Annotated in this window: 14 protein-coding genes; 1 reads left to right on the top strand and 13 read right to left on the bottom strand. The window is 70.2% G+C overall.

Translation table 11 applies throughout. The features are described 5' to 3' along the window. Positions 1 to 53: 53 nt before the first annotated feature. The 13 genes from metK to pyrR form a co-directional block, all read right to left on the bottom strand. Complete coding sequence (gene metK / locus ACFWU3_RS27185) at positions 54 to 1,274, bottom strand: methionine adenosyltransferase (RefSeq protein ID WP_384442829.1); 1,221 nt, start codon at positions 1,272 to 1,274, stop codon at positions 54 to 56. A gap of 253 nt (positions 1,275 to 1,527) precedes the next feature. Continuing rightward, positions 1,528 to 2,730 (bottom strand): bifunctional phosphopantothenoylcysteine decarboxylase/phosphopantothenate--cysteine ligase CoaBC, encoded by a 1,203-nt coding sequence (gene coaBC / locus ACFWU3_RS27190; RefSeq protein WP_384442832.1) that lies wholly within the window; start codon positions 2,728 to 2,730, stop codon positions 1,528 to 1,530. Between the two features lie 94 nt (positions 2,731 to 2,824). Continuing rightward, entirely contained in the window at positions 2,825 to 3,097 is a 273-nt protein-coding gene (rpoZ, locus tag ACFWU3_RS27195; protein ID WP_028814064.1) for a DNA-directed RNA polymerase subunit omega, read from the bottom strand. Positions 3,098 to 3,150: 53 nt separating this feature from the next. Next, the gene (gene gmk, locus ACFWU3_RS27200) at positions 3,151 to 3,732 is read right to left on the bottom strand and encodes a guanylate kinase (protein WP_352209174.1); all 582 of its coding nucleotides are present in this window, start codon (positions 3,730 to 3,732) and stop codon (positions 3,151 to 3,153) included. A 38-nt stretch (positions 3,733 to 3,770) separates the two neighbouring features. Next, positions 3,771 to 4,094 (bottom strand): integration host factor, encoded by a 324-nt coding sequence (locus ACFWU3_RS27205; RefSeq protein ID WP_005319887.1) that lies wholly within the window; start codon positions 4,092 to 4,094, stop codon positions 3,771 to 3,773. Positions 4,095 to 4,373: 279 nt separating this feature from the next. Beyond that, complete coding sequence (pyrF, locus tag ACFWU3_RS27210) at positions 4,374 to 5,219, bottom strand: orotidine-5'-phosphate decarboxylase (RefSeq protein WP_384442835.1); 846 nt, start codon at positions 5,217 to 5,219, stop codon at positions 4,374 to 4,376. Beyond that, positions 5,216 to 6,325 carry a quinone-dependent dihydroorotate dehydrogenase gene (locus tag ACFWU3_RS27215; protein WP_384442838.1) on the bottom strand — a complete coding sequence of 370 codons (1,110 nt, stop codon included), beginning with the start codon at positions 6,323 to 6,325 and terminating at the stop codon, positions 5,216 to 5,218. The genes pyrF and ACFWU3_RS27215 overlap by 4 nt, the downstream gene beginning before the upstream one ends. A gap of 62 nt (positions 6,326 to 6,387) precedes the next feature. After that, the gene (gene carB / locus ACFWU3_RS27220; RefSeq protein ID WP_384442841.1) at positions 6,388 to 9,696 is read right to left on the bottom strand and encodes a carbamoyl-phosphate synthase large subunit; all 3,309 of its coding nucleotides are present in this window, start codon (positions 9,694 to 9,696) and stop codon (positions 6,388 to 6,390) included. Continuing rightward, positions 9,689 to 10,825, bottom strand: coding sequence for a glutamine-hydrolyzing carbamoyl-phosphate synthase small subunit (carA, locus tag ACFWU3_RS27225; protein ID WP_356704584.1), 1,137 nt, complete (start codon positions 10,823 to 10,825; stop codon positions 9,689 to 9,691). Before carA ends, carB begins: the two co-directional genes overlap by 8 nt. Then, positions 10,822 to 11,391: a hypothetical protein gene (locus tag ACFWU3_RS27230; protein ID WP_384442844.1), complete on the bottom strand. Its 570-nt coding sequence runs from the start codon at positions 11,389 to 11,391 to the stop codon at positions 10,822 to 10,824. Before ACFWU3_RS27230 ends, carA begins: the two co-directional genes overlap by 4 nt. Further along, positions 11,388 to 12,674: a dihydroorotase gene (locus ACFWU3_RS27235; RefSeq protein ID WP_384442847.1), complete on the bottom strand. Its 1,287-nt coding sequence runs from the start codon at positions 12,672 to 12,674 to the stop codon at positions 11,388 to 11,390. Before ACFWU3_RS27235 ends, ACFWU3_RS27230 begins: the two co-directional genes overlap by 4 nt. A 2-nt stretch (positions 12,675 to 12,676) precedes the next feature. After that, positions 12,677 to 13,663, bottom strand: a complete 987-nt coding sequence (locus tag ACFWU3_RS27240) for an aspartate carbamoyltransferase catalytic subunit (RefSeq protein ID WP_384442850.1) — start codon at positions 13,661 to 13,663, stop codon at positions 12,677 to 12,679. 120 nt (positions 13,664 to 13,783) lie between these two features. Beyond that, complete coding sequence (pyrR, locus tag ACFWU3_RS27245; protein ID WP_313947477.1) at positions 13,784 to 14,359, bottom strand: bifunctional pyr operon transcriptional regulator/uracil phosphoribosyltransferase PyrR; 576 nt, start codon at positions 14,357 to 14,359, stop codon at positions 13,784 to 13,786. A gap of 197 nt (positions 14,360 to 14,556) precedes the next feature. Here pyrR and bldD point away from each other — a divergent pair, with 197 nt between their 5' ends. Further along, positions 14,557 to 15,057: a transcriptional regulator BldD gene (bldD, locus tag ACFWU3_RS27250; RefSeq protein ID WP_266489365.1), complete on the top strand. Its 501-nt coding sequence runs from the start codon at positions 14,557 to 14,559 to the stop codon at positions 15,055 to 15,057. Positions 15,058 to 15,423: the final 366 nt, after the last annotated feature.

Below are 15,423 nucleotides of genomic sequence, written 5' to 3' on the forward strand. Positions count from 1 at the left end.
CCCGGCGCCCCCTGAAGGGTGCCGGGCCTCGGGCCGTGCGGGAGATACGGGGGCTACAGACCCGCGGCGGTACGCAGCGCGTCCACGCGGTCCGTGCGCTCCCAGGTGAAGTCCGCGAGCTCGCGGCCGAAGTGTCCGTACGCGGCCGTCTGCGCGTAGATCGGGCGCAGCAGGTCCAGGTCGCGGATGATCGCGGCCGGACGGAGGTCGAAGACCTCGCCGATGGACTGCTCGATCTTCTCGACGTCGACCGTCGCGGTACCGAAGGTCTCGACGAAGAGACCGACGGGCTCGGCCTTGCCGATCGCGTACGCGACCTGGACCTCGCAGCGGGCGGCGAGGCCGGCGGCCACGACGTTCTTCGCGACCCAGCGCATGGCGTAGGCGGCCGAGCGGTCGACCTTGGACGGGTCCTTGCCGGAGAAGGCGCCGCCGCCGTGGCGGGCCATGCCGCCGTAGGTGTCGATGATGATCTTGCGGCCGGTGAGGCCGGCGTCGCCCATCGGGCCGCCGATCTCGAAGCGGCCGGTCGGGTTGACCAGCAGGCGGTAGCCGTCGGTGTCCAGCTTGATGCCGTCCTCGACGAGCTGCTTCAGCACGTGCTCGACGACGAACTCACGGATGTCGGGAGCGAGCAGCGAGTCCAGGTCGATGTCCGACGCGTGCTGCGAGGAGACGACGACGGTGTCCAGCCGGACCGCCTTGTCGCCGTCGTACTCGATGGTGACCTGGGTCTTTCCGTCGGGGCGCAGGTACGGGATCGTCCCGTTCTTGCGGACCTCGGACAGACGGCGGGAGAGCCGGTGCGCCAGGTGGATCGGCAGCGGCATCAGCTCGGGCGTCTCGTCGCAGGCGTAGCCGAACATCAGGCCCTGGTCGCCGGCGCCCTGCTTGTCGAGCTCGTCCCCCTCCGCACCTGCGGCGGCACCGACCCGCTTCTCGTACGCCGTGTCGACACCCTGCGCGATGTCCGGCGACTGCGCGCCGATGGAGACCGAGACTCCGCAGGACGCGCCGTCGAAGCCCTTCTTCGAGGAGTCGTAACCGATCTCGAGGATCTTGTTGCGCACGAGCGTGGGGATGTCGGCGTAGGCCTTGGTGGTCACCTCGCCGGCGACGTGCACCAGGCCGGTGGTGATCAGGGTCTCCACGGCGACGCGGGACGTCGGGTCCTCGCGCAGCAGTGCGTCGAGGATGGTGTCGCTGATCTGGTCAGCGATCTTGTCGGGGTGACCCTCGGTCACGGACTCCGAGGTGAAGAGACGGCGGGACACATCGCTCCCTGGGGTTGCAGCGGCTGCTGGCTGATCATTGGCGGACCGGCAGGGGGCTGCGCCCCGCGACGTTCCATGGGCAGTTTATCCGTCGACCTCCTCCGGCAGTCCACCTGTCTCGCTCCGTGGGAGTCCGATGGGACCACTCCCACCTGCGGCGGAGGGGTGACAGCAGGGCAGGAGGGCTGGATTTCACCGCCGGTACGCCTGGTTTGGCCGATTTTCGCCCAGCTGTCGATCCGCCATCAAGAATTCATCCGAGCCTGGGGGCCACCAGGTCCCAGACGATGTCCGCGAGGGCCTCCTTGGGCCCGTACGGCACGGGTGTCTCGCCGCCGTCCGCGCTGAGCACCACCGCCTCGTTCTCCTCCGAGCCGAAGGTCTTGCGCTCGCCGACCTCGTTGACCACGAGCAGGTCGCAGCCCTTGCGGCGGAGCTTGTCGCGGCCGTTGGCGAGGACGTCGTCGGTCTCGGCGGCGAAGCCCACGATCACCTGATCGGCTCGGGCCCGTTCGTGGCTGATCTCGGCGAGAATGTCGGGATTGCGGACCAGAGCGATGGGCGCGGGCTCCTGCCCGTCCTTCTTCTTGATCTTGCCGGAGGCGTAGGCGGCGGGCCGGAAATCGGCCACCGCGGCGGCCATCACGACCGCGTCGGCGTCGGCGGCGGCCTTGATCACGGCCTCCCGCAGCTGCACGGCCGTGCCGACGTGGACGACGTCGACCCCCGCGGGATCGGTCATCCCGGTGTTGGCCTCGATGAGCGTGACCCGGGCACCGCGGGCCGCGGCCGTGCGGGCGAGGGCGTAGCCCTGCTTGCCGGAGGAGCGGTTGCCCAGGTACCGCACCGGGTCGAGCGGTTCCCGGGTGCCGCCGGCGCTGACGACGACATGGTGGCCGGCCAGATCCGGCTCGGCCGCGCCGCGGGCGAGCACCCGGCGGCACACCTCGAAGATCTCGCCCGGATCGGGCAGCCGGCCCTTGCCGGTGTCGACGCCGGTGAGCCGGCCCACCGCGGGCTCGATCACCACGGCGCCGCGGCGCCGGAGCGTCGCCACGTTCTCCTGGGTCGCCGGGTGCTCCCACATCTCCGTGTGCATCGCGGGGGCGAAGACCACGGGACAGCGGGCGGTGAGGAGGGTGTTGGTGAGGAGGTCGTCGGCGATCCCGTGCGCGGCCTTGGCCAGCATGTCGGCGGTGGCGGGCGCCACCACGACGAGGTCGGCGCTCTGGCCGATGCGCACGTGCGGGACCTCGTGGACGTCGGACCAGACCTCGGTCGAGACGGGGTGACCGGACAGCGCCGACCAGGTCGCCGCGCCCACGAAGTGCAGTGCGGACGCGGTCGGCACCACGCGCACGTCGTGGCCGGATTCGGTCAGCCTCCGCAGCAGCTCGCACGCCTTGTACGCGGCGATGCCACCGCTGACCCCCAGAACGACCTTCGGCTTGTCCACTGCGTCTCCCCGCACTCGGCTCGCTTCCCTCCCATGACACACCACAGGCCCGGCGGATGCTCCGCCGGGCCTGGGATGAAAGTACCGCTACGCCTTACTGGGCCGGACCCTCAATGGCCTCGGAGGTCAGCAGACCCGCGTTGATCTCGCGCAGGGCGATCGAGAGCGGCTTCTCGTGGACGTGGGTGTCAACGAGCGGACCGACGTACTCGAGCAGGCCTTCGCCGAGCTGCGAGTAGTACGCGTTGATCTGACGCGCGCGCTTGGCCGCGTAGATCACGAGGCTGTACTTCGAGTCCGTGGCCTCGAGCAGCTCGTCGATCGGCGGGTTGATGATGCCCTCGGGCGTGGAAATGGAAGAGGACACGCTCTACCTTCCGACAGATGGGAAAAAGCGAAAACGGTGCTGGGATCCGGAACTCACTCTCCGGAATCCGAAGAAGACACCGCCATCAAGGCTAGCAGCTCGCGCGACACGTCCTCGACGGAGGTGTTGACCAGTGTGGTGTCGAACTCCGACTCGGCGGCCAGCTCCACCTTCGCGACCGTCAGCCGGCGCTCGATCACCTCGGTCGACTCGGTACCGCGGCCGGTGAGACGGCGGACCAGCTCGTCCCAGCTGGGCGGGGCGAGGAAGACCAGCTGGGAGTCCGGCATGGACTCCTTCACCTGTCGTGCGCCCTGGAGGTCGATCTCCAGCAGCACGGGCTCGCCCGCCTCCAGGCGGTCGTGCACGGCATGACGCGGCGTGCCGTATCGATTGCCCGCGAACTCGGCCCATTCGAGCAGCTCACCGTTGGCGATCAGCTTGTCGAATTCCTCGTCGGAGACGAAGAAGTACTGAACGCCGTGACGCTCGCCGGGACGCGGCTTTCTGGTGGTCGCCGACACCGAGAGCCAGACCTCGGGGTGGACCTTGCGCATATGCGCGACGACCGTGCTCTTACCGACCCCGGAGGGGCCGGAGAGCACGGTCAGCCGCGGACGTACCTCTGCTGCCATGCAGCGATTATCCAGGTTCCCGGGGGTGCCCGGAAACGTCAGGCGGCACCGCCGCCGAACTCGCGCTCGAGAGAGGCGATCTGGTTGGAGCCGAGACCGCGCACACGGCGGCTCTCGGAGATGCCGAGCCGCTCCATGATCTGCTTGGCGCGGACCTTGCCCACGCCGGGCAGGGACTCGAGCAGGGCGGAGACCTTCATCTTGCCGATGACGTCGTTCTCCTGGCCCTGCTTGATGACCTCGTGGAGGGAGGCACCGGAGTGCTTGAGTCGATTTTTGACCTCGGCCCGCTCCCGGCGAGCCGCGGCGGCCTTTTCGAGCGCGGCTGCGCGCTGTTCAGGGGTAAGGGGCGGAAGAGCCACGCCTACGTCACCTCGGATGTCGAACTGTCGGATACGGACCGGTGAGGAACCTAGTCGCCCCACACCAGGCGAGCAACGAGCAACGCACTGCACGTTCACTCTTCGACGGAGACTAGCGGCCATCACCGCTCCAGTCAGCGAGAACAGCGGAAAAGTCCTGGTCAGCATCGATCGACCAGGACTTTTCAGGCATATCGCCCCTGATTTCGGCCAAAGATCTGTCAACAAGCCCCGGACGGGAGTGGCGATGAGGCCGCAGGTCGACGCGCCGGAGCGGTTCTAAACCCCCGAAACCGCCGAACGGACCTCGTCCGCGAAGCGTTCGGCCGACGCGCGCAGCGCCACCGGGTCGGGCCCGTGCCGCAGCACACCCCGGCTCACATTGGGCACCACATTGCGCACCGCGGCGCCGAAGACCTTCGGCAGATCGGCGGCCGTCGCGCCCTGGGCGCCGATTCCGGGGGCCAGCAGCGGACCGTTGACGGCGAGGTCGAACGACGACAGATCACCGAGCGTCGCGCCGACGACCGCGCCGAACGAGCCCATCGGGGTCTGCCCGGCGTTCTCGGCGGCCAGATGGGCGAGCATGGTCGCGCCGATGGTTCGGCCGTCCTCGCGCACCGCGCGCTGGACCTCGGCGCCCTCCGGGTTGGAGGTGAGGGCGAGGACGAACAGTCCGGTCCCGCTCTCCCGGGCGAGGTCGACGGCCGGCTTCAGCGAGCCGTAGCCGAGATACGGGGACACCGTCAGCGCGTCGGAGAACAGGGGCGCGTCCTTGCGCAGGAAGGTCTCGGCGTACGCCGCCATGGTGGAGCCGATGTCGCCGCGCTTGGCGTCCATCACGACCAGCGCGCCGGCCGCGCGCAGATCCACCACCGCGCGCTCCAGAACCGCGATGCCCCGGGAGCCGAAGCGCTCGAAGAAGGCACTCTGCGGCTTGAAGACGGCGACCTGCTCGCCCAGTGCCTCGACGACCGTGCGGGTGAAGCGCTCCAGGCCCGCGATGTCGTCGCCGAGTCCCCACTCGCTCAGCAGCGACGCGTGGGGGTCGATCCCGACACACAGCGGCCCGCGCTCGTCCATCGCGGCCCGCAGCCGGGTGCCGAAGGGTTCCAGAGGGCTCATGCGTTCGCCTTTCGGGTGTCGGCGCCGACGGCCTCGGCGAGGGTGGCGTAGGGGCTGGTGGCCAGGCGGGCGGCCAGGCCCTTGTGGATCGCGCGGCTCCACAGGGGGCCCTCGTAGATGAAGGCGCTGTAGCCCTGGACGAGCGTGGCACCGGCGAGGATGCGCTGCCAGGCGTCCTCGGCGTTCTCGATGCCGCCGACTCCGACCAGCGTGATCCGGTCGCCGACGCGCGCGTACAGCCGTCGCAGGACCTCCAGCGAGCGCGCCTTGACCGGGGCGCCGGACAGTCCACCGGTCTCCTTGACCAGCGCCGGGTCGGAGGTGAGCCCGAGGCCCTCGCGGGCGATGGTGGTGTTGGTGGCGATGATGCCGTCGAGGCCGAGTTCCACGGCGAGGTCGGCGACGGCGTCGACGTCCTCGTCCGCGAGGTCCGGGGCGATCTTGACGAGCAGCGGGACGCGGCGGTCGGTGACCGTGCGGTCGGCCGCCTCCCGTACGGCGGTCAGCAGCGGACGCAGCGCCTCGGTGGCCTGGAGATTGCGCAGGCCAGGGGTGTTCGGCGAGGAGACGTTCACGACGAGGTAGTCGGCGTGGCGGGCCAGGCGCTCGGTGGAGGTCACGTAGTCGCCGACGGCCTCCTCCTCGGGGACGGCCTTGGTCTTGCCGATGTTGACGCCCACGGTGGTGCGGAAGACGGCCTTCCGCGCCGCGAGCCGTTCGGCGACGGCGGCCGAGCCCTCGTTGTTGAACCCCATCCGGTTGATCAGAGCGCGGTCCGGCACGAGCCGGAAGAGGCGCTGCCTGGGGTTGCCCGGCTGAGCCTGGGCCGTGACCGTGCCGATCTCGATGTGGTCGAAACCGAGCATCGACATGCCGTCGATGGCGACGGCGTTCTTGTCGAACCCCGCGGCGAGCCCGAACGGCCCGTGCATGCGCAGTCCGAGCGCCTCGGTGCGCAGCTCCTTGTGGCGGGGCGCGAGCACGGCGGCGACGAAGGTGCGCAGGACGGGGACGCCGGCTGCCAGCCGGATCCAGCGGAAGGCCAGATGGTGCGCCTGCTCCGGATCCATCCGCCGGAAGACGAGACGGAAGAAGAACGTGTACATGGTGGTGTCCTCGGGGGCCTCATGAAGAGGGGGACACCGTGTGGTGTCCCCCTCGTGGGTGGCTAGTCGCGGGCCGCGATCAGATGCTCGGCGTGTTCCTGGAGGGAACGGACGCCCACGTCACCGCGGTTGAGCGCGTCGATGCCCTGGACGGCGGCGGCGAGCGCCTGGACGGTCGTCAGGCAGGGCACGCTGCGCGCCACCGCTGCCGTGCGGATGTCGTAGCCGTCGAGGCGGCCGCCCGTGCCGTAGGGCGTGTTGACGATGAGGTCGACCTGTCCGTCGTGGATCAGCTGGACGATGGTCTTCTCGCCGTCCGCGCCCTCGCCCTCGGAGTGCTTGCGCACGATGGTGGCGTTGATGCCGTTGCGCTTGAGCACCTCGGCCGTGCCGGAGGTGGCGAGCAGCTCGAAGCCGTGGGCGACGAGCTCACGGGCCGGGAAGATCATCGAGCGCTTGTCGCGGTTGGCGACGGAGATGAAGGCGCGGCCCTTGGTGGGCAGCGGACCGTACGCACCGGCCTGCGACTTGGCGTACGCCGTGCCGAAGACCGTGTCGATGCCCATGACCTCGCCGGTGGAGCGCATCTCCGGGCCGAGGACGGTGTCGACGCCGCGGCCGTGGATGTCGCGGAAGCGCGACCACGGCATCACGGCCTCCTTGACGGAGATCGGCGCGTCCATGGGGAGCGTGCCGCCGTCGCCGTGGGCCGGGAGCAGGCCCTCGCCGCGCAGTTCGGCGATGGTCGCGCCCAGCGAGATACGGGCGGCTGCCTTCGCCAGCGGCACCGCGGTCGCCTTCGAGGTGAAGGGGACGGTGCGGGAGGCGCGCGGGTTGGCCTCCAGGACGTACAGGATGTCGCCGGCCAGGGCGAACTGGATGTTGATCAGTCCGCGTACGCCGACGCCCCGGGCGATCGCCTCGGTCGAGGCGCGCAGCCGCTTGATGTCGAAGCCGCCGAGCGTGATCGGGGGCAGGGCGCACGCCGAGTCGCCGGAGTGGATGCCGGCCTCCTCGATGTGCTCCATGACGCCGCCGAGGTAGAGCTCGGTGCCGTCGTAGAGGGCGTCGACGTCGATCTCGATGGCGTCGTCGAGGAAGCGGTCGACCAGGACCGGCCGGGTGGGGCTGATCTCGGTGGACTCGGCGATGTACGTCTCGAGGCGGCTCTCCTCGTACACGATCTCCATGCCGCGGCCGCCGAGCACGTACGAGGGGCGCACCAGGACCGGGTAGCCGATCTCGTCGGCGATGGCCTTGGCCTCGGCGAAGGTGGTCGCGGTGCCGTGCTTGGGCGCCGGGAGTCCGGCCTCCTTCAGGACGCGGCCGAAGGCGCCGCGGTCCTCGGCGGCGTGGATCGCCTCCGGGGAGGTGCCGACGACCGGCACACCGTTGTCCTTGAGCGCCTGGGCCAGACCCAGCGGGGTCTGGCCGCCGAGCTGGACGACGACGCCGGCGATGGGGCCGGCGAGCGTCTCGGCGTGCACGATCTCCAGGACGTCCTCCAGGGTGAGCGGCTCGAAGTAGAGCCGGTCGGAGGTGTCGTAGTCGGTGGAGACCGTCTCGGGGTTGCAGTTGACCATCACGGTCTCGTAGCCGGCCTCGCTGAGCGCGAAGGAGGCGTGGACGCAGGAGTAGTCGAACTCGATGCCCTGGCCGATGCGGTTCGGACCGGAGCCGAGGATGATCACGGCGGGCTTCTCGCGCGGAGCGACCTCGGTCTCCTCGTCGTACGAGGAGTAGAAGTACGGGGTCCTGGCGGCGAACTCGGCGGCGCAGGTGTCGACGGTCTTGTAGACCGGGCGGACGCCCAGCGCGTGGCGGACCTCGCGCACGACGTCCTCGCGCAGGCCGCGGATCTCGGCGATCTGGGCGTCGGAGAAGCCGTGGCGCTTGGCCTCGGCGAGAAGCTCGGGGCCGAGCTTCGCGGCGGCGGCCAGCTCGTCGGCGTGCTCCTTGATCAGGAACAGCTGGTCGACGAACCACGGGTCGATCTTCGTCGCCTCGAAAACCTCCTCGGGGGTGGCGCCCGCGCGGATGGCCTGCATGACGGTGTTGATGCGGCCGTCGGTCGGGGTGACGGCGACGCGCAGCAGCTCGTCCTTGTCGCCGGGCTCGCCGGTGAAGGCGAACTGCGAGCCCTTCTTCTCCAGGGACCGCAGCGCCTTCTGCAGGGCCTCGGTGAAGTTCCGGCCGATGGCCATGGCCTCGCCCACCGACTTCATGGTGGTGGTCAGGGTGGCGTCGGCGGAGGGGAACTTCTCGAAGGCGAAGCGGGGCACCTTGACGACGACGTAGTCGAGCGTGGGCTCGAAGGACGCCGGGGTCTTCTCGGTGATGTCGTTCGGGATCTCGTCGAGCGTGTAGCCGACGGCGAGCCGGGCCGCGATCTTGGCGATCGGGAAGCCGGTCGCCTTGGAGGCCAGCGCCGAGGAGCGGGAGACCCGGGGGTTCATCTCGATCACGATGATGCGGCCGTCGTCGGGGTTGACGGCGAACTGGATGTTGCAGCCGCCGGTGTCGACGCCCACCTCGCGGATGATGGCGATACCGATGTCGCGCAGCCGCTGGTACTCGCGGTCGGTGAGGGTCATCGCGGGGGCGACGGTGATCGAGTCACCGGTGTGCACACCCATGGGGTCGAAGTTCTCGATGGAGCACACGACCACGACGTTGTCGTTCTTGTCGCGCATCAGCTCCAGCTCGTACTCCTTCCAGCCGAGGATGGACTCCTCCAGGAGCACCTCGGTGGTCGGCGAGAGCGTGAGTCCCTGGCCGGCGATACGGCGCAGCTCGCCCTCGTCGTGGGCGAAGCCGGAGCCGGCGCCGCCCATGGTGAAGGAGGGGCGGACGACGACGGGGTAGCCGCCGAGCGTGTCGACGCCCTTGATCACGTCGTCCATGGAGTGGCAGATGACGGAGCGGGCGGACTCGCCGTGGCCGATCTTCCCCCGGACGGCCTCGACGACCTCCTTGAAGAGGTCGCGGTCCTCACCCTTGTTGATGGCCTCGACGTTGGCGCCGATGAGCTCGACGCCGTACTTCTCCAGCACTCCCTGCTCGTGCATGGAGATCGCGGTGTTGAGCGCGGTCTGACCGCCCAGGGTGGGCAGCAGCGCGTCGGGCCGCTCCTTGGCGATGATCTTCTCGACGAACTCGGGGGTGATGGGCTCGACGTAGGTGGCGTCGGCGATCTCCGGGTCGGTCATGATCGTCGCCGGGTTGGAGTTCACCAGGATGACGCGCAGGCCCTCGGACTTGAGGACGCGGCAGGCCTGGGTCCCGGAGTAGTCGAACTCGGCGGCCTGGCCGATGACGATCGGGCCGGAGCCGATGACCAGAACGGACTGGATGTCGGAGCGCTTAGGCACGCTGGCCCTCCATCAGGGATACGAAGCGGTCGAAGAGGTACGCGGCGTCGTGCGGGCCCGCGGCCGCCTCGGGGTGGTACTGGACGCTGAAGGCGGGCCGGTCGAGCAGCCGCAGGCCCTCCACCACGTTGTCGTTGAGACAGACGTGGGAGACCTCGGCGCGCCCGTAGGGCGTCTCGGAGACCTGGTCGAGCGGGGCGTCGACGGCGAAGCCGTGGTTGTGCGCGGTGACCTCGACCTTGCCCGTGGAGCGGTCCTGGACGGGCTGGTTGATGCCGCGGTGGCCGTACTTCAGCTTGTAGGTGCCGAAGCCGAGCGAGCGGCCGAGGAGCTGGTTGCCGAAGCAGATGCCGAAGAGCGGGGTGCCGCGCTCCAGGACCGCCTTGACGACGGTCAGGTCGGCGGTGGCGGGGTCGCCGGGGCCGTTGGACAGGAAGACGCCGTCGGGCCGGACCGCGTACACCTCGTCGACCGTGGCGGTGGCGGGCAGCACGTGCACCTCGATGCCGCGCTCGGCCATCCGGTGCGGGGTCATGCCCTTGATGCCGAGGTCGAGAGCGACCACGGTGAAGCGCTTGGTGCCGATGGCGGGGACGACGTAGGCGTCGGTGGTGGCCACCTGGGCGGACAGGTCGGCGCCCGACATCTCGGGGGCCTGCCGGACGCGGGTGAGCAGCGTCCCGTCGTCGGCCAGGCCCTCTCCGGAGAAGATGCCGACGCGCATCGCGCCGCGCTCGCGCAGATGGCGGGTGAGGGCGCGGGTGTCGATGTCGCTGATGCCGACGACGCCCTGGGCGACGAGCTCGTCGTCGAGGGTGCGCCGCGAGCGCCAGTTGGAGCGGACCCGGGCGGGGTCGCGTACGACGTATCCGGCGACCCAGATCTTGCGGGACTCGTCGTCCTCGTCGTTGACGCCGGTGTTGCCGACGTGCGGGGCGGTCATCACGACGACCTGGCGGTGGTAGGAGGGGTCGGTCAGCGTCTCCTGGTAACCGGTCATGCCGGTGTTGAACACCGCCTCGCCGAAGGTCTCCCCCACGGCCCCGTAGGCACGGCCGCGGAAGATGCGGCCGTCCTCCAGGACGAGTACGGCGGGAACCTTCGCGGTTCCCCGGGTGGAGGTCGTCATCGTGCGGTGCCTTCCGTCGTGATGTGCTTGTTCATGGAGTTGACGGCCTCGACCCAGGCGGTGTGCTCGGCCGCGTGGTCCGAGCGGAAGCCCGAGTCGATGAGCGTCTCGCCGTGCTGCCAGGTGACGATCAGCAGTCCGCCCTCGGCGAGCACCTTGCCGGCGATCCCCTTGTCGAGCCGTGCCTCGCGCAGCTGTGCCGCGGGGACGAAGAAGTCGGCGGCCCCGGGGCGTACGACATCCAGTCCCGCGTCGGTCAGGGTGAGCTCCACACGGCTGCGGGTGCCCAGACCGTGCGCCACGATGCGGTCGAGCCACTGACCGGCCGTGGTCGAGCCGTGGTAGCGGCCCGTCATGGTCAGCTTGGCCTCTCCGGGCGCGTCCGGCGCGGTGGGGAGCTCCGGCAGACCGGACTGCAGGCTGCCCCGCCACTTCCAGCCCTGGCGCATCAGCCAGTAGACGAAGGCGATGAAGAGCAGCAGCCCGACGACCCAGCCCGCGCGGGCGGCCCAGTCGGTGACCTCCGCTGACTGCTTCGCGGCGGCGATGTGGAGATGAGTTGTCACGCGAGCTTCCCGTCGACGACCGTGGCGCGGCCCCGCAGGAAGGTGTGGGTGACGCGTCCCGGCAGCTCACGGCCCTCGTACGGCGTGTTGCGGCTGCGGGACGCGAAGCCCGCGGGGTCCACCGCTCCACGGTATGCCGGATCGACGAGCGTGAGGTTCGCGGGCTCACCTGCCGAGACAGGGCGTCCGTGGCCCTGCAGACGGCCGATCTTCGCGGGCCGGAAGGACATCCGGTCGGCGACACCCGCCCAGTCGGTCAGGCCGGTCTCGATCATCGTCTCCTGGACGACGGAGAGCGCGGTCTCCAGGCCGACCATGCCCATGGCCGCCGCGCCCCACTCGCAGTCCTTGTCCTCGTGCGGGTGCGGGGCGTGGTCGGTGGCGACGCAGTCGATGGTGCCGTCGGCGAGCGCCTCGCGCAGGGCCATCACGTCGGCCTCGGTGCGCAGCGGCGGATTGACCTTGTAGACGGGGTTGTAGGTGCGCACCAGGTCGTCGGTGAGCAGCAGGTGGTGCGGGGTGACCTCGGCGGTGACGTCCCAGCCCTTGGACTTGGCCCAGCGGACGATCTCCACGGAGCCGGCGGTGGAGAGGTGGCAGATGTGCACCCGGGAGCCGACGTGGGCGGCGAGGAGGACATCGCGGGCGATGATCGACTCCTCGGCGACGGCGGGCCAGCCACCGAGTCCGAGCTCGGCGGAGACGACGCCCTCGTTCATCTGGGCGCCCTCGGTGAGGCGGGGCTCCTGCGCGTGCTGGGCGACGACGCCGTCGAAGGCCTTCACGTACTCCAGCGCGCGACGCATGATCACCGCGTCGTCGACGCACTTGCCGTCGTCGGAGAAGACCTTCACCCCGGCGGCCGAGTCGTGCATCGCGCCGAGCTCGGCGAGCTGCTTGCCCTCCAGGCCCACGGTGACCGCGCCGACCGGCTGGACGTCGCAGTAGCCGGACTCCTTGCCGAGCCGCCAGACCTGCTCGACGACACCGGCGGTGTCGGCGACCGGGAAAGTGTTGGCCATGGCGTGGACGGCGGTGAAGCCGCCGACGGCGGCGGCCTTGGTGCCGGTCAGGACGGTCTCGGAGTCCTCGCGGCCGGGCTCGCGCAGATGTGTGTGCAGGTCGACGAGGCCCGGCAGCAGGATCCTGCCCTCGGCCTCGATCACGGTCGCGTCCTCGGCGCTCAGACCGGCGCCGACGGCCGCGATGGTCTCGCCGTCGATCAGGACGTCCTGCGGCTCGCCGCCCAGCACCTTCGCGCCACGGATAAGGATCTTGCTCATGGTTACTTGCTCTCCTCGGTACGGGAGTGGGCGGGGCTGACGGCGGGCTCGTTGCCGCCCAGCAGCAGGTACAGGACGGCCATCCGGATCGAGACGCCGTTGGCGACCTGCTCGACGGCGGTGCAGCGGTCGGAGTCGGCGACCTCGGCGGTGATCTCCATGCCGCGGTTCATCGGGCCGGGGTGCATGACGATGGCGTGCTCCGGCATCCGCGCCATGCGGTCGCCGTCCAGGCCGTAGCGGCGCGAGTACTCGCGCTCGGTGGGGAAGAACGCGGCGTTCATCCGCTCGCGCTGCACCCGCAGCATCATCACGGCGTCGGACTTCGGCAGCACCTCGTCGAGGCTGTACGACACCTGGCACGGCCAGTTCTCGACGCCGATCGGGACGAGCGTCGGCGGGGCGACCAGGGTGACCTCGGCGCCCAGGGTGTTCAGCAGCAGGACGTTGGAGCGGGCGACGCGGCTGTGCAGCACGTCGCCGACGATGGTGATCCGGCGCCCTTCCAGGTCGCGGCCGAGACCGGCGTCGCGCCCGACCAGGCGGCGGCGCATGGTGAAGGCGTCCAGGAGGGCCTGGGTGGGGTGCTCGTGGGTGCCGTCGCCCGCGTTGACGACGGCCCCGTCGATCCAGCCGGAGTTCGCCAGCCGGTAGGGGGCGCCGGAGGCGTGGTGGCGGATGACGACGGCGTCCGCGCCCATCGCCTCCAGGGTCAGCGCGGTGTCCTTGAGCGATTCGCCCTTGGAGACCGACGACCCCTTGGCGGAGAAGTTGATGACGTCGGCGGAGAGCCGCTTGGCGGCGGCCTCGAAGGAGATCCGGGTGCGGGTCGAGTCCTCGAAGAAGAGGTTGACGACGGTGCGTCCGCGAAGGGTGGGCAGCTTCTTGATCGGCCGGTCCGCGACCCGGGCCATCTCCTCGGCGGTGTCGAGGATCAGGACGGCGTCGTCACGGGTGAGGTCGGCGGCCGAGATGAGGTGACGCTTCATCTGGGTGTGCTCCGGTGTGTGGCGGTCGGTGTGCCGGCTGGGGGTGACCCGGGCGGGGCACGGTGGACATGCGGGCGTGCAGAGGCGTCCGTACGGCACCTGGGCCGTACGGAGGGAGCGCTACTGCTCGCCGGCCGGGGCGGCCTCGCGGACGCCGAGGAGCACGGTGTCGCGACCGTCCTCCTCGGCGAGCAGGACCTTGACCGTCTCCCGCAACGACGTGGGGAGGTTCTTGCCGACGTAGTCGGCGCGGATGGGCAGCTCGCGGTGGCCGCGGTCGACCAGGACCGCCAGCTGCACGGCGCGCGGGCGGCCGATGTCGCCGAGCGCGTCGAGGGCGGCGCGGATGGTGCGGCCGGAGAAGAGCACGTCGTCGACGAGGACGACGAGACGGCCGTCCACACCGTCACCGGGGATGTCGGTGCGGGCCAGCGTGCGGGCGGGCCGCATCCGCAGGTCGTCGCGGTACATGGTGATGTCGAGCGAGCCGACCGGCATCGTGCGGCCGGTGATCTCCTCGAGCTTGTCGGCGAGCCGACGGGCGAGGAACACACCACGGGTCGGAATGCCGAGAAGAACCACGTCGTCGGCACCCTTGGCGCGTTCGACGATCTCGTGGGCGATGCGGGTCAGAACCCGCGCGATGTCGGGCGCCTCGAGAACGGGGCGTGCCACATCGGAGCTGCTGGCGTCCATAAGAAACGGACCTCCTTCTCCGCCTCACGGGACGGACCTTAAAGGACGTCGGATTTGCGCCACCCACCGTATCAGGGCCTTGCGGGGCGGTTGGTCGCGCCCCTGTCAACAACCGGTCCGGCCCCATTCGGCTTGACGCATCCAAGTAACGCTGCGTAACCTCACAGTGAGTTACCAGACTTCGTCCGGGGAGCTATATGTCCAGCGAATACGCAAAGCAGCTCGGGGCCAAGCTCCGCGCCATCCGCACGCAGCAGGGGCTGTCCCTCCACGGCGTGGAAGAGAAGTCCCAGGGCCGCTGGAAGGCCGTCGTGGTCGGGTCCTACGAGCGCGGCGACCGCGCCGTGACCGTGCAGCGCCTCGCCGAGCTGGCCGACTTCTACGGGGTTCCGGTCCAGGAGCTGCTTCCCGGCACCACGCCCGGCGGAGCCGCCGAGCCGCCGCCGAAGCTCGTGCTGGACCTGGAGCGCCTCGCCCACGTCCCGCAGGAGAAGGCGGGCCCGCTACAGCGTTACGCAGCGACGATCCAGTCCCAGCGCGGCGACTACAACGGCAAGGTGCTGTCGATCCGCCAGGACGACCTGCGCACGCTGGCGGTCATCTACGACCAGTCGCCGTCGGTCCTGACCGAGCAGCTGATCAGCTGGGGCGTCCTGGACGCCGACGCACGCCGTGCCGTGACCCACGAAGAGGGCTGATCCCCCTTCAGGAGAAACGTCACATCGGAGGGCGAACCCGTCGTACGCGGGTTCGCCCTCCGACGTTTTCCTCCAGGCCCCGCGCCGGGTCCCCACCCGCTCCGGGCCGAACCCGTTCGCCGCGGTCCCACCGGCTTGACGGAACGTCGGATCGGGTTGGGTTCGGGAGGCCCCGGCCGCCCGGACCGCTCCCGACCTTTGGCCAACGCTTGGGCGGCAGCGGGCTGCTGTCACCCCGTCAGGACATCCGCACGGCCGCCGTCATGGTGCGCCCGGAGGGCGGATCGAAGAGGCACGGCGCGAAGCGGGCCGGCCATGCACCGGGCCCGGGGCGGGAGAAAGTTAGGGAAACCAGACAGGCCCCCG

Source organism: Streptomyces sp. NPDC058685 (assembly GCF_042714725.1).
Lineage (GTDB): Bacteria > Actinomycetota > Actinomycetes > Streptomycetales > Streptomycetaceae > Streptomyces.